Raw genomic sequence first — 13,817 nt, 5'->3', positions numbered from 1 at the left:
CACGCCCGCCAGCTTCTGGGGATCATCGACCGTGATGGCAAGCTGTACGACCAATATCCGTATCCCGTTCAGGTCTGGAGGTTCGGGTCGGCGCTGACCCTCATCGCGCTCGGCGGCGAGGTCGTCGTCGACTACAGCTTGCGTTTGAAGAACGAGTACGGCTGGGGGAGCACGTGGGTTGCGGGGTACTCCAACGACGTCATGGGCTACATTCCGTCGCGACGTGTCCTGATGGAAGGCGGATACGAGGGAGGAGGAGCCATGGTGAATTACGGCCAGCCTGGTCCGCTCGATCCTGCGGTCGAAGAGGTCATCATCGGTAAGGTGGCGGAGCTCGTGACGCGAGCTGGCGGAAAAGCAGGGACAGCTCGAAGAGAGAATCCGTGAACCATCGGGCGAGCAGCGAGGCCGATAGCCAAAGTCCTGGATCCGGTGTTGACGGTAGGAACTATTAGACTGGTTTCTGGCCCAGTTGACGGAACGTTGGTTATCTGACGTAGCTGCCCCCTCGGCACGGGAGCAGATGGCCCTCGGCACGGCGGGCGCTGCATCGACCGAACCGAGCGTAAAATTCCTGTTGACCGCTGAGCTATGCAGCGTGACCCTAGTGTTGACGTTGGGTAGCCCGGTTACGTTCGGGGCGCGCTCCCGGCGTGGTCGGCCCTACGGTCTCTCGGACGGGGTTGGAACGAGGAAGCGAATCTTGTTCAGGTGAGAACGCAGTCCGATGGCTGTCACGAAGACGATGGTGTGCCTCGCGAATTCCCGAAAGCTGTCGGGCCGATGCTTGGCGGGCAAGGAGCTTTCTGGTTCAGCCGTTGGCCCGTGGATCCGACCGGTGAGTACCCGACCGACAGAGGAAGTCTCCGAACGTGAGAGGGCCTACAAAGACGGTTCCGATCCTCGCGTGATGGATATCGTCGACGTTCCGCTAGTCCAACCGAAGCCGACGACGTTTCAGTCGGAGAACTGGCTCCTCGATCCGCAAAGGTATTGGGTGCGAAGGGGCGCGCTCGCCTACGCACAGCTCGCAACTGCTGCGGACGCACCCTCGTCCTTGTGGATCAACGGATTCAAGACGTACCATGGACTGAACGATCGAGTCCCGGAGGAGGAAGCGGACAAGCTCGCGACCTCGCTCTACCTTCTGAGTCTGGAGTCCATCTCGTTCAGTGTCTTCGCCCCTGGAGCGACGTTCGGCAATCCCAAGCGTCGCGTCCATGCAGTGTTCGACTACGCTGGGTCATCCTACGCTCTGTGGGTGACGGACCCGGTGATCGAGCGCGAGTACCTCGCGAAGGACGATGGATCGTACGCCGAGGGAGCGTGCCACATCACCGTCAGCCTCGGCGAACGCGATAAGGGCTTCTGCTACAAGCTTGTGGCGGCCGTCATTCGGCAAAGTTGAGTCGTAATGGAGTGTCATCAGATTTTTACGATCGGGCATTCGACGCTTTCGCTTGATGCATTCCTGGCCGCGCTACGGGCGAACGGGGTGAACGCGGTAGCGGATGTTCGGTCGGCGCCATACAGCCGCTTCAACCCGGCCTTCAATCGTGATCCGCTCAAACGTGAGCTGAAGGCACGCGGTATGCGCTACGTGTTCCTCGGCAAAGAGCTTGGAGGGCGCCCAGCGGATCCAGCTTGCTATGAGAATGGTCGCGCCAGTTATTCAAGAATGGCGCAGACTGACGTGTTCAGGGCGGGCCTCGACCGCGTGATCCAGGGCAGCATGTCCCATCGGATTGCGCTCATGTGCTCCGAGGGCGAGCCGTTGAACTGCCATCGAACGCTGCTCATTGCTCGCGCCCTTGCCGAGCGAGGTGTTGCTATCGCTCACATTGAACGGAATGGCCAGTCAGCGAGTCAGGCCGAGATTGAGGCCAGGCTGATTCGCACTGTCGGACTGTCGGACAGTCTCTTGCGGAGCCACGACGAGGTGCTCGCCGAAGCGTACAACCTTCAGGCCAAGCGCGTGGCGTACGTGGAACGCGCTGGCACCGAGGCCGGCGCTGAAGCGGTATGAAGATCTTCACCATCGGCTTCACAAAGAAGTCTGCTCGCACGTTCTTCACGAAACTTCGGGAGTCTGGTGCGCTACGAGTTGTGGACGTGCGCCTGAACAACGTTTCGCAATTGGCCGGATTCGCGAAGAAAGACGATCTGCAGTTCTTCCTGCGCGAGATCTGTCACATGGACTACGTCCACCTGCCAATTCTCGCGCCGACTGCGGAGATGCTGGACACGTACAAGAAGAAGAAGGGCGAGTGGTCCGCCTACGAGCGGGATTTTCTGGCTCTGATGAAGTCTCGTGACATCGAGAACAACATTCCCAGGGAGCAGATCGCCGACGGTTGTCTGCTCTGCAGCGAAGAGAAGCCTCATAACTGCCACCGCCGCCTCGTTGCGGAGTACCTCCGAGAGAAGTGGACGGACTTGGAGATCGTCCACATCGTTTAGGAGACCAGGTTGAGGATCGTTATCAACCACTTGACGCGAATGCAGCCCGGCTACATCTGCGTAGCAGGGATAAACGTACAGGACAACGAACACATCAGGCCTATCCTGGGTCGGGCGCCGTTGACGGTGGACATGCTGGCTCGCAACGGCGGGGCCTTCGACGTTGGTCGCCTTGTCGAACTGGGCCCAACGCAAGCCAGGGGAACCGCCCCTGAAACGGAAGACCACACCTTCGATCCAGGTCGGCTCGTCCCCGTGAGAGAGCTCAGTCCGGGCTCGTTCTGAAACTCCTCACGTCTGTTGCCCGCGACACGCTCGCCGACATTTTCGGGGAAGATCTCAAAGCGCAGCGCAATGGGTGCGCAGTGGACGAGAGCCAAGGCAATGCGTCCTTGGACTGCCTGCAAACGGCAATGCCTCTGAGCATTACGATCAACCGCTGGGGCAAGATCAGAGCGCAGGTGGCCGACGGAGCGTTCGACGTTGACTTGTCCGTCACAGATCTCCGGCTATACGCGGAAGACCAGAAGACGCCGCGTGCGAAGGTCATCGCCGATATGCAGCGGCGCATCCAGCGAGGCGTGGGGGTGATCCTCAGCGTCGGACTTGCGCGCGCTTTCCAGGTCAGCGGCGATACGGCGCGTCGGCACTGGCTCCAGGTGAACAATCTCCACCTGGAAGATGATCCAGCCTGGAAAGCCGACTGATGAGCACAACGCGTCCGAAGCAACACCACTACGTCCCCAGGTTCTCGCAGGACGGGAACTGCCCTGTCTACGGTGTTAGCTACGGCCTGCGCTACCTTGAGCGGTTTCGGTCGCGGGCACCATGAACGGGCTGGCTATTGACGAAGACACGGACGCGAAGATGGCGAAGGGTTTTCATCGCCGGCTCCCGCAAGTAACCTCAGCCATTTTCGTATAAGATTCGCCTGAGCCGAGGCGTCGCTCGTAAACCCACACGGAGGCTGACGTGCCCTACACGACTGAAATCAGTCGAGCCAACCCTTCATGTTTTCTGTTCGTCATCGACCAGTCAGGGTCGATGGGCGATCCGTTCGCCGGAACGGGCACTGGGCGGTCCAAGGCGCAGGAGCTCGCGGACGTCATCAATCGGCTCCTTCAGACCCTCGTAACGAGATGTGCCAAGGGCGAGGAGGTTCGCGACTACTTCGACATCGGGGTCACGGGGTACGGCCAGATGGTTGGCCAAGTCCTTCAGCGCACCCTTGCCGGCCGCGACTTCGTTCCGATCAGCCAGATTGCCTTTAACCCAGTCAGGCTCGAGAACCGGAACAAAAAGGTGCCGGATGGCGCAGGCGGCCTCGTCGATCAGAGCTTTCAATTCCCAGTCTGGCTGGATCCGGTGCATAACGGCGCCACACCCATGTGCGAAGCCCTCCGACGCGCAAAAGTCGCTGTCGAGACCTGGGCCGTCAGCCATTTCAATTCATACCCGCCGACCGTCATTCACGTTACGGATGGTGAGTCTACAGACGGCGACCCGTCCACCGTGGCGCAGGGACGATAGGAAGCATGAAGGCCCTGTCATGCTCACCTCCCACCCGCCTCCTCAGTTTACATATCGTCCGTTATCAGACGCCCTCAGCACCACCACCGCCGCGCACACCACCGCCGCCTTGCACAACACCACCGCCGCAGCACCACCGCCGCATTGCCCACCGCCTGCCTTGCACAGCGGAGAGTGGCAGATTGTTCACGCGGACCACGGCGTGGTCAACCAGTTCGCCGGGTCGGGGCCGGCGTGAGCCCGCGTCTCTACCGCCTGCGTTCGCCACTGCCGCGACGCCGCGACTGCCGCTCGGTTGAAGGGGTACCAGGTTCCTTGCCCGGAGATAGACCGTGCTGACGCCATACATCTCGGCGCCGTGAGCCAGAAGGCCGACGAGGAGGGCCGTCTTTACGATCTCGCCCTTGCCTCGCTTCACAAAATCCATCACGTTCGCGTCGGTGAGCGATGCGAACACCTCATCGCAGAACGCGAACGAGTCGTCGAGCGCCTTCATGAGCTCGGCTTTCGTCTCGAGCTCCTGCTCGAGCTTTCGACCTTCGCAGGGCGACGGTCGCCAGGCCCGCCGCGACTGTGACGTACGTCATGGATCCATCCGGCTCACGCCGAACAGCAGCGCCGACATGACACGCCGTGAGCAGCTTCGCGGCACCGATGTCGATCGCGATGCCGGCGAGCGTGAGTACCAGGCCGTGATGGAGAAACAACCGGCACACGTCGCCTGTCTGTGCGCCGAGCGCCATAGCCGCAGCATCGAACGCTGGGCGCAAGAAATCATCAACGCCGTCGACTCCTATAACGGAAGTCTCGCCAAGTGGCACAGGAGTTCACATCCTTCGCCGCGGCACATTTCACCTGGCGGGCGTCGAAACGGCCAGGTTGAGATGTACGACGGTGGGCGATACTTCACCGTCACCTGCATTCGTAGCGTGCGTAGCGCACGCGCACTACTGGCTTCGCAAGCACGATCTTTGGCACGGATTAAGGTCGGTCGGCGGGTAGTTGTCATGTAGAATACTTCAGAGGTGTGACGGGCGACCGGTCACGATCATGAACGCACACAACCTTGAATCGTTGGTTAAGGAATTGAATGCGGGCGAGAGTATCGCCGAGGTCGAGCCAGGAGATGTGCGTTCTGCGGCGGCGTTCTTTGCGGAGTTGCGCAGCCACCCCAATCATGACCAGATCGTTTCCACCTCGACCTCTGAAAAGGGTTACTCCTTCATGATTAATGGACTGGCCAAACGATGCAGTCCGGGCGCTAACGTGTTGGCCGTCGCCATTCGAGGGATTGTCCTTGAGGCGATGGCCGAAGACTACTCTAGGGATAGCGCTCTGCATAGTCGCATCGATGAGAACGAGCTGGTAGAATCAGTTGCGAGACTCCCCTTGGTCGCCGCAGACTTGAGAGACCCGGACGAAATTCGTCGCCGCGTCTTTCGTTTAGACGCATCCAGCTAGCGAGAATTCAATCGCCGCTTATTCCCAAATGCGCTGAAAGCGCGCTGGATTCGTCGCCGTGTAACCCACCGTCGAGCTGATGTTCAGGTGGTCCAGGTAGGTTTGAATCAGCCGCGTATCACGTCCACGGTTGGCCAGCGCGAAGCCGCACGCGTGGCGCAGCATGTGCGGGTGTCCCGCCAAGGTCAGACCGCACCTCGAGACACCGGACTTACGCGATGGCCGCGTGGCGTTGCCGAACACCGTGGGCGTGCGGACCGCTGTCCCGGAGTCAACTGAGCGAGGCAAGACGCACTCGTGGAACGTAGCCCTCGAGCGACGCCTGCCGTTCAATCTCTCAGTCGACGTCGCTTATGTGGGCAACCGGGTGAGAGGTGGGTTGACTTCGATCAACATCAATAACGCGCAGACGCTCGGTGGGGGCGGGCTCGATCGCCCGTATCTCGTCTCGCACGGGAGGCAGCTTCCCATCACAATCTTTACGCCGTATCCGAAGTTTGACTACAACGCGCTGCAGGTAGGCATCACCCGGCCGTTGACAGATGGGCTGTTACTCAAGGGTCACTACACCTTTAGCAGCACCTGGTCGCGTGGCACCAGCCTCGATGGCTCGGTGTACGACGCCGGCCCCCAGTATGAGCTCCCGACGCCGGAAGGGCAGGAGCGTAACTGGATGCGCGCGGGCGGCAGCCGGCCCCACACGCTCACGATGTCCTTCGTCTACCAGCTGCCGTGGCAAGGCACGGGATTCCGCCAGAATCTTGTAAAGACGCTCGTGAGTGACTGGCAGATCAACGGTATTTTCACGGCCTTCAGCGGGACGCCGTTCACTGTCACCGCCGACGACACGACGCTGAATACGCCGGGCAACTTGCAGACGGCCGACCTGGTCGGCGCGGTCACCAAGATCGGCGACATTGGCGCCGACGGCGCCCACTATGATCCCAGCGCGTGGGCGCAGCCGGAGGGCGTGCGGTTCGGGAATACGCTGCCGAACCAGTTCCGTGGTCCTGGCGGCTGGAACCTCGACTTTTCGGTATTCCGTACCTTCCCGCTCGGCGGGACGCACCGGCTCGAAGCGCGGATCGAAGCAACGAACGTGACGGACACACCGAAGTTTGGCGATCCAACGAGCGACCTGACGAGCGGCGACTTCATGCACGTCTTCAGCCTGAACAATGCGTTTGCCGAGCGGCAGGTCGGGCTCGCGCTTCGCTACAGCTTCTAATGGCTTGGAGCGGCGCGGGCCCAGGATTTTCGCCTGCTGCGACCAGAATGGTAGGCTTTGCGACCGCAGTGCATAGACAGCGCTGCCATTCTTCCCGTAAAAGAGGACTCCTAACCAGCCGCGCTCATAGCAGTGGCGCTTGGAGGGAGGGGAGCACGTGGCCAATCTTCGAGAGAAGTCGCCGGCACGACGAGTGACCGGCCTGTCGCGACGGGACCTGGGCCGCCTCGCCGGCCTCTTTGCCATCGGCGGCGGCGTATCATCGCGACCCCTGTCGGCGGCCGAGCGTGCCGCTCCCGGCCTCGAGCGCGTCGCGGACGCCGGGCCGAATCTGTACCGCGATCTTGGAGTCCGACCGCTCATCAACTGTCGCGGAACGGTGACGGTCATCGGCGGATCGATCGAGCTGCCGGAGGTCCGCGCCGCAAAGAGCCTGGCGAACCAGCAGCACGTCCAGCTCGATGAGCTCAGGGAGGCGGCTGGCAAGCGCCTCGCCGAGCTGACGGGCGCCGAGTGGGGGATGGTCAGCGCCGGGTGTGCGGCAGCCATGTCTCACGCCACGGCCGCGTGCGTCGCCGGCGGCAACCCCGACCTGCACGTCCGCATTCCAGACCTCACCGGCTTCCCGAAAGACGAGGTGATCATCCCGGGCCACTCGCGCAACGTCTACGACGCGGCGATTCGCGCCGTCGGCGTCAAGGTGATCGAGGTCGACACGCCCGACGAGCTGCGCCAGGCCATCGGCCCCAAGACGGCGGTGATCTACATCTTCGCGAACTCGCGGAACGAGACCGGACCGATGTCGCTCGAAGCGGTCTCGAGCGTTGCGGGCCCGCATGGCGTTCCCGTGCTCGTGGATGCGGCGGCGGAGGTTCTCACGATTCCCAATGTCCATCTGCAACGCGGCGCGACGCTCGTGTGCTATAGCGGCGGCAAGATCATCCGCGGGCCCCAGAGCGCCGGCCTCCTCCTGGGCCGTAAAGACCTGGTCCAGGCGGCCTGGATTCACAGCGCACCGCATCACGGTTACGCGCGGGCGATGAAGGTGGGCCGCGAGGAAGTGATTGGCATGGTCGTCGCCGTCGAGAGCTGGGTGAAGCGAGATCACGACGCCGAGTGGGAGGAATGGGTTGCCCGGGCGGAGCACATTGCCAGCGCTGTGTCCCGAATTTCCGGGGTGACGACGTTGGTCGGTCGCGAGGCGGGCGGGCGGAGCAATCGTAGCCCGCGCGTCACCATTCGATGGGACTCCGCGACGCTCGGTATCACGGGTGAGGAGGTTGTCCGTATCCTCGACACGACCGAGCCGCGCATCGCGCTTGGCGGCGGCGGTGGCGGAAGGAACACTCAGGGCGAGCCAGGAGACACCGGCATCTCGCTCGGCATGTCCATGATGGCGCCGGGCGATGAGAAGATCGTCGCAGAGCGCGTCCATCAAGTGCTGTCCACCAAGCACACGCCAAGACAGGCCGAGCCTCCCAAGCCGCCGGTCGCGGATCTGTCCGGGCAATGGGTGGTCGAGATTCGCTACACGGCCAGCACCGCCGTCCATGCCGTCCACCTGCAACAGAACGGCAACCGCCTGGAGGGGCGCCATCACGGTAACTTCATCGCCCGCGACATTTCCGGGACCATCGACGGCGACAGCGTGTCGCTCGCGAGCACGGTCACCGAGCGCCACGGCGATGCCTTGCGCTACCGCTTCACCGGCACGATCGCGGGGGACGTCATGTCGGGCACGCTCGACATGGGTGAGTACCTCGAGGCCACCTGGACGGCCCGTCGCCATGTGTTCGGCCAACCGAGTTGACTTGTCACGGGTACAGCGGAGGGATAAATGAATCGTCAGATGTTGAGACGTGCGGGCATGGGGCTCCTGGCTCTCGCCTTGGCCGCCCGTGGCGACGCCCAGACCGGTTATGACTTCCTCCTCGAAGGCGGGCACGTCATCGATCCGCGGAACGGGATCAGCGCGGTGCGCGACGTTGCCATCAAGGATGGCAAGATCGCCGCCGTCGCGCCGGATATCCCGGCCTCGGAAGCGCTGAAGCGCGTTGATGCGTCTGGCCTCTACGTCACGCCCGGCCTGGTCGACATCCACGTTCACGCGTATCCCGGGGAGGGGACGACGTACTCCAGGGGATTCCGCAGCGTGTATCCGGACGGCTTCACCGTGCGGAGCTGCGTCACGACGGTGGCGGATGCCGGGAGCTCCGGGTGGCGCAACTTCGACGATTTCAAGAGCCGCATCATCGATCAATCGAAGACGCGCGTGGTCGCGTTCCTCAACATCGTGGGCGCCGGCATGGCCGGCGACGCCGAGCAGAACGTCGCAGACATGGAGGTCGAGCCCACCGCAGACACGGCGATGAAGCACAAGGGCGTCATCGTCGGCATCAAGAGCGCGCACTTCAGCGGGCCCGACTGGACGCCTTACGAGCGAGCCGAGGAGGTGGGGCGCCTCGCCGACATCCCCGTCATGGTGGACTTCGGCAGCGCTCGCGTGCGAACGATTGCGGAGCTGTTCACGAAGCACTTCCGGCCGGGAGACATCTACACGCACGCGTACGCGGGCGGCGGGCGCGGAGAGATCATCGACGGCAAGGTGAATCCGGCTATTTTCGTGGCCCAGAAGAAGGGCATCATCTTCGACATCGGCCACGGCGGCTCGAGCTTCACGTTTCGAACGGCGGCTCAGGCGTTCAAGGAGGGCTACTATCCCGATTCCCTCTCCACCGACCTGCACATCGGCAGCATGAACGCCGCCATGAAGGACATGTTGAACGTCATGAGCAAATTCCTTGCGCTCGGTATGTCGCTCGACGATGTGATTGTTCGCTCGACGTGGAATCCGGCACGGGAGATCAAGCTCGAACAGCTTGGCAACCTCGCGGTTGGCTCACCGGCCGACGTTGCCGTGCTGCGGCTGGAGAAAGGCACGTTCGGGTTCGTCGGTCCGCGCGGCGGGCGGCTGGACGGGACCGAGCGGCTTGGGTGCGAGATGACGCTGCGCGACGGCAAGGTGGTATACGACCTCAACGGAATGACGAGGGAGCGGTGGGATACGATGGCGCCCGACGAGAGGGGCGGCGATCCGCGCTGGGATGGCATCTCCCCCGCGCGTCCTCGCCCGCCGACGTCGAGCCGATGAGAGGCCGCGTCGACCTCGCGCTCGTCGGCCTCGGGATCCTTCTCTCGGTGATCCTGCTCGCGCGGAGGCCGGCGGACGCGGCGGCAGGTCGGTTACCAGCATGTGCGGCTCGATCCGGTCGCTCGGACCGTGCGCTTCGAGCAGGCGGGAATGGAGCTCGATCCAGGTGGCATCGGGAAAGGCTATGCCATCGACCGCATGGTCGGGGTGCTGAAGCGGCACGGCGTGGCCATCGCGCTTCTCTCGGCGTCGGGCAGCAGTATCTACGGCATGGGAGCTCCGCCGAACGAGCCCGGTGGCTGGAAGGTGACGATTCGCGCAGCGCGCAACCCGCGAGCAGCCGCCGCGGAGGTGCTGCTCGAGGACATGTCGATCTCGACCTCCGGCGGCTACGAGAAGTTCTTCTGGGCCGATGACCGAGCCTATTCGCATATCATCGACCCGCGCACCGGCCGTCCGGCGCGCGGCGCATCCGCAGTGTCCGTGCTCGCGCCCCGCACGATCGACAGCGAGGCATGGACGAAACCGTATTTCGTGAATGGGCGTGCGGACTTTCGCGTGTTCTTCTGCGAAGATGCGCCCGACGAGACCTGCACGTGGATTCAATGAGAAGAAACCTTCATCCAACCAATGGCGTTGCGGCATGGCTCGTGCTGGCCGCTTGCCTCCTCCCGGTCATCGCGCTCGGGCAGGCCGGCGAGCAGAGCGGCGACATGCTCGTGTACTTCGGCACGTATACGCGCGAGAAGAGCAAGGGTATCTATGTCTCTCGCCTCGACCTCGCCTCCGGGGCGCTGACGAGGCCGGAGCTGGCCGCGGAGACCTCCAACCCCAGCTACCTCGCCGTCCATCCGAGCGGCAACTTCCTCTACGCGGCCAACGAGGTTCGCACGTTCGAAGGGAAGGAAAGCGGATCGGTGAGCGCCTTCGCGATCGACCGGAAGACCGGCAAGCTGACGGCGCTGAATCAGCAGTCGAGCGTGGGAGGCGGTCCCGTGTATGTCGTGGTGGACAAGACAGGCCGCAGCGTCTTGGTCTCGAACTACGGCGGCGGGAGCGTAGCGGCGCTGCCGATCGGCGCGGATGGCGCGCTCGAGCCGGCGTCCGCTTTCGTGCAACACACGGGATCGAGCGTGAACCCCGAGCGGCAGAAGGGACCGCGCGCTCACTCGATCAATTTGGATCCCGGCAACCACTTTGCCTACGCGGCCGATCTCGGACTCGACAAAGTGCTGATCTATCGCTTCGATCCGAAGGCGGGTTCGCTGATCGCCAGTGATCCACCGTTTGCCACCGTGAAGCCAGGCGCAGGACCGCGCCATTTCGCCTTTCATCCGAGCGGCCGCTTCGCCTACGTGATCAACGAGATCGACGTCACGCTCACGGCGTTCAGCGCTAATCCAGGGACGGGCGCGCTGACAGAGCTGGAGACGGTCTCGACGTTGCCGTCGGGGCAGTCCGCGCAGCCAGACTTCAGCACCGCCGACGTGCAGGTGCACCCTTCGGGCAAGTTCCTCTACGGCTCGAATCGAGGCCACGACAGCATTGTCGTGTTCGCGATCGATCAGAAGACAGGCCGTCTCACCTACGGGGAGAACGAGCCGACGCAGGGGAGCACGCCGCGCGGATTCGGCATCGATCCTACCGGCACGTATCTGCTCGCGGCCAATCAGCGGTCTGATTCAGTGGTCGTCTTCCGCATCGACCAGCAATCCGGGCAGCTCGCGCCAACCGGACACACCGTTCAGCTCGGTACGCCGGTGTGCGTGAAGTTCGTGGAGGGCGATGGTCGCGAAGGCTCCGCCGCGAAGTGACGGTGTGATAATGTCGCCCTCCATCGACACGACCCCAGGCTCCCGCCCACCAGAGGAGGCTCGACATGCACTCGTCCTCGCGACTGTCGCGACGGCGCTTCATCACCGCCGCCGCTGCCGGCACGGCAATCGTTTGGGTTCCCTCGGCGCCGCGCGGCTACACCGGTGCCGAGCTGCGGCAAAAGGCGGCCGAGGGCACGCTGTCTGGCGTCTCGAAGTGGGATCTGGACACGCCAGCGCTCTGCGTCGATCTCGACACGCTGGAGAAGAACATCGCGGTCATGCGCGAGCGGCTCGCGGCGGCGAAGATTGAGAGCCGGCCACACGCGAAGACGCACAAATGCCCGGCGATCGCCAAGCTGCAGCTCGCCGGCGGCTCGATTGGCATTTGCGCGGCAAAGGTGAGCGAGGCGGAGGTCTTCGCCGCGAACGGGATCGACAGGATCCTGATGACGACGGCAAACGTCACGCCGGTGAAGATTCGCCGCGCGATGCAGATCCGCAAGACGACACCCCAGTTCATCCAGGCGGTGGATCATCCGACGAACGCACGGGATCTCTCCGACGCCGCCCGGGAGGCCGGCGTCGTTGCCGACGTCGTCATCGACGTTGCCGTCGGCACGCGCACCGGCGTTCCGGCCGGTGAGCAGGCGCTCGCGTTGGCGCGCCTCGTCGACTCGCTGCCAAACCTCACCCTTCGCGGGATGATCAGCTATGACGGCGGAGCGCAGCACATCAAGGGATTCGCAAAGCGGCGGACGGAGGCGCTCCAGCGCTACGAGGCGTCGATCGAGACGTTCAATCGGATGAAGCAGGCCGGGCTCAATACAGAGATCTTCAGCGGTGGCGGCACCGGCACCTACAACATCATGCACGAAGCGCCGGGCCTGACCGACGTTCAGGTGGGCAGCTACGTCTTCATGGACTGCCAGTACATCGAGATTGGATCGCAGGCCAACGAGGAGCGGTTCGACGACTTCCTCCCGTCGTTGACGGTGCTGTGCACCGTCCTCAACGCGTACTTCCCGGGCTCGCTGACCACGGACGCTGGCGTGAAGGCGCTCACCTTGAACAAGCCGGGACCGTGGGTGATTGGGGAGGAGGGGTTTGCCTACAGCGCCGGCTCGGACGAGTTCGGGTCGATCCGCTACGAGACGGCCAATCGCCAGTACGAGGTGGGCGACGAGCTCGAGCTGGTCGTGCCCCATTGCGATCCGGTGGTCAACGAGTACGACCAGATCTACGCGATCCGAAAGGATCGCGTGGAAGCAGTCTGGCCGATTGCCGCGCGGGGGCGCTCGCAGTAGGCCCTAATCAAACCGCTCTAACATCGGCGGCGACGAAACAGGTGACCCTTCAGCATAGCTGTTGACAGGCTACAGCTGTGGCCTTATCCTACATCTGTAGCGACGCAACATGTCTGATCCCAAGACTGATGTGCCGTATGGCACGCTGGATTTGCTGGTGCTCAAGACCCTCGAAGCCATGGGGCCGATGAACGGCTACCGGCTGGCGCGACGGATCGAGCAAGTCTCCGAGAATCTCCTGCGCCTCAACCAGGGCTCGATCTATCCGGCCTTGCTGCGCCTGCAGCAGAAGGGCTGGATTCGTACCCAGTGGGGAGTCTCCGAGACGAAGCGCCGGGTCAAGATCTACTCGCTCACGAAGACTGGCGCCACGCACCTTCGGACGGAGGTGGCGAATTGGGAACGCACCACGGCCATGGTTGCCAGATTCCTCGAGTCGCTGTCATGAGACTGCGCACGATTCTCGCACGGATGCTGAGCCTCCTGCGGAGGAAGCAGGTCGAGGACGAGCTGGTCGAGGAGATCCGCGCGCATCTCGAGCAAGCGGAACAGGACAACCTGCGGGCCGGCATGCCCGCCGAGGAGGCGCGCCGCGCCGCACGGCGCAGCTTCGGGGGCGTGGAGCAGGTGAAGGAGGCGCATGGGGATGTCGGGGGCTTTCCCGTGCTGAGAGATGGCGCGCAGGATGTCCGGCTGGCGATCCGAGCCATGCGGAGGCAGCCTGGCTTCGCCACGGTGGTCGTCGTCACGCTTGCGCTCGGCATTGGCGGCAGCACGCTGATCTTCAGCCTCGCGCATGGCGGCTCGGTGCATCGCCGACGCTTGACTTATTCCTTCATAGGAATATGATCGGGAACGTGCCGCGT

General features: G+C 63.3%; 17 protein-coding genes. 15 read left to right on the top strand and 2 right to left on the bottom strand.

Annotated features, from left to right (window positions below; genetic code table 11):
- Positions 1 to 838 precede the first annotated feature (838 nt).
- The 5 genes from GEV06_25945 to GEV06_25925 all read left to right on the top strand — a co-directional run bounded on the left by GEV06_25945 (position 839) and on the right by GEV06_25925 (position 3,990).
- Positions 839 to 1,408 (top strand): hypothetical protein, encoded by a 570-nt coding sequence (locus GEV06_25945; protein ID MPZ21311.1) that lies wholly within the window; start codon positions 839 to 841, stop codon positions 1,406 to 1,408.
- A gap of 6 nt (positions 1,409 to 1,414) precedes the next feature.
- Complete coding sequence (locus GEV06_25940) at positions 1,415 to 2,026, top strand: DUF488 family protein (GenBank protein MPZ21310.1); 612 nt, start codon at positions 1,415 to 1,417, stop codon at positions 2,024 to 2,026.
- Complete coding sequence (locus GEV06_25935) at positions 2,023 to 2,460, top strand: DUF488 family protein (protein ID MPZ21309.1); 438 nt, start codon at positions 2,023 to 2,025, stop codon at positions 2,458 to 2,460. The genes GEV06_25940 and GEV06_25935 overlap by 4 nt, the downstream gene beginning before the upstream one ends.
- A gap of 413 nt (positions 2,461 to 2,873) precedes the next feature.
- Complete coding sequence (locus tag GEV06_25930; GenBank protein MPZ21308.1) at positions 2,874 to 3,167, top strand: hypothetical protein; 294 nt, start codon at positions 2,874 to 2,876, stop codon at positions 3,165 to 3,167.
- A gap of 265 nt (positions 3,168 to 3,432) precedes the next feature.
- Positions 3,433 to 3,990: a hypothetical protein gene (locus GEV06_25925; GenBank protein MPZ21307.1), complete on the top strand. Its 558-nt coding sequence runs from the start codon at positions 3,433 to 3,435 to the stop codon at positions 3,988 to 3,990.
- Positions 3,991 to 4,054: 64 nt separating this feature from the next.
- Here GEV06_25925 and GEV06_25920 read toward each other — a convergent pair whose 3' ends face one another.
- Positions 4,055 to 4,486: a hypothetical protein gene (locus GEV06_25920; GenBank protein MPZ21306.1), complete on the bottom strand. Its 432-nt coding sequence runs from the start codon at positions 4,484 to 4,486 to the stop codon at positions 4,055 to 4,057.
- Between the two features lie 127 nt (positions 4,487 to 4,613).
- Between GEV06_25920 and GEV06_25915 the strand changes: the two genes are divergently transcribed.
- Both GEV06_25915 and GEV06_25910 read left to right on the top strand, forming a co-directional pair.
- Positions 4,614 to 5,003, top strand: a complete 390-nt coding sequence (locus GEV06_25915) for a hypothetical protein (protein MPZ21305.1) — start codon at positions 4,614 to 4,616, stop codon at positions 5,001 to 5,003.
- 37 nt (positions 5,004 to 5,040) lie between these two features.
- The gene (locus GEV06_25910) at positions 5,041 to 5,451 is read left to right on the top strand and encodes a hypothetical protein (GenBank protein MPZ21304.1); all 411 of its coding nucleotides are present in this window, start codon (positions 5,041 to 5,043) and stop codon (positions 5,449 to 5,451) included.
- A gap of 18 nt (positions 5,452 to 5,469) precedes the next feature.
- Here the strand turns inward: GEV06_25910 and GEV06_25905 are convergent, their stop codons facing one another.
- Entirely contained in the window at positions 5,470 to 5,784 is a 315-nt protein-coding gene (locus GEV06_25905; GenBank protein ID MPZ21303.1) for a tyrosine-type recombinase/integrase, read from the bottom strand.
- Positions 5,785 to 5,830: 46 nt separating this feature from the next.
- Here GEV06_25905 and GEV06_25900 point away from each other — a divergent pair, with 46 nt between their 5' ends.
- The 8 genes from GEV06_25900 (at position 5,831) to GEV06_25865 (ending at position 13,800) form a co-directional block, all read left to right on the top strand.
- Positions 5,831 to 6,679, top strand: coding sequence for a hypothetical protein (locus GEV06_25900; protein ID MPZ21302.1), 849 nt, complete (start codon positions 5,831 to 5,833; stop codon positions 6,677 to 6,679).
- Positions 6,680 to 6,896: 217 nt separating this feature from the next.
- Positions 6,897 to 8,489, top strand: a complete 1,593-nt coding sequence (locus GEV06_25895) for an aminotransferase class V-fold PLP-dependent enzyme (protein MPZ21301.1) — start codon at positions 6,897 to 6,899, stop codon at positions 8,487 to 8,489.
- A gap of 39 nt (positions 8,490 to 8,528) precedes the next feature.
- A complete protein-coding gene (locus GEV06_25890; GenBank protein MPZ21300.1) occupies positions 8,529 to 9,830 on the top strand; it encodes an amidohydrolase/deacetylase family metallohydrolase in 1,302 nt (433 codons plus the stop codon).
- Positions 9,831 to 9,932: 102 nt separating this feature from the next.
- On the top strand, positions 9,933 to 10,439 hold the full coding sequence (locus GEV06_25885) for a hypothetical protein (GenBank protein MPZ21299.1): 507 nt from the start codon (positions 9,933 to 9,935) through the stop codon (positions 10,437 to 10,439).
- Entirely contained in the window at positions 10,436 to 11,644 is a 1,209-nt protein-coding gene (locus GEV06_25880) for a beta-propeller fold lactonase family protein (protein MPZ21298.1), read from the top strand. The genes GEV06_25885 and GEV06_25880 overlap by 4 nt, the downstream gene beginning before the upstream one ends.
- A 65-nt stretch (positions 11,645 to 11,709) precedes the next feature.
- Positions 11,710 to 12,951 (top strand): DSD1 family PLP-dependent enzyme, encoded by a 1,242-nt coding sequence (locus GEV06_25875; GenBank protein MPZ21297.1) that lies wholly within the window; start codon positions 11,710 to 11,712, stop codon positions 12,949 to 12,951.
- 109 nt (positions 12,952 to 13,060) lie between these two features.
- Positions 13,061 to 13,399: a PadR family transcriptional regulator gene (locus tag GEV06_25870; protein MPZ21296.1), complete on the top strand. Its 339-nt coding sequence runs from the start codon at positions 13,061 to 13,063 to the stop codon at positions 13,397 to 13,399.
- The gene (locus tag GEV06_25865; GenBank protein MPZ21295.1) at positions 13,396 to 13,800 is read left to right on the top strand and encodes a hypothetical protein; all 405 of its coding nucleotides are present in this window, start codon (positions 13,396 to 13,398) and stop codon (positions 13,798 to 13,800) included. Before GEV06_25870 ends, GEV06_25865 begins: the two co-directional genes overlap by 4 nt.
- Positions 13,801 to 13,817: the final 17 nt, after the last annotated feature.

The organism is Luteitalea sp., from assembly GCA_009377605.1.
In the GTDB taxonomy this organism is placed as follows: domain Bacteria; phylum Acidobacteriota; class Vicinamibacteria; order Vicinamibacterales; family Vicinamibacteraceae; genus WHTT01.
The sequence above is the reverse complement of the archived record's forward strand: the minus strand, read 5'-3'. Positions and strand labels throughout refer to the sequence as shown.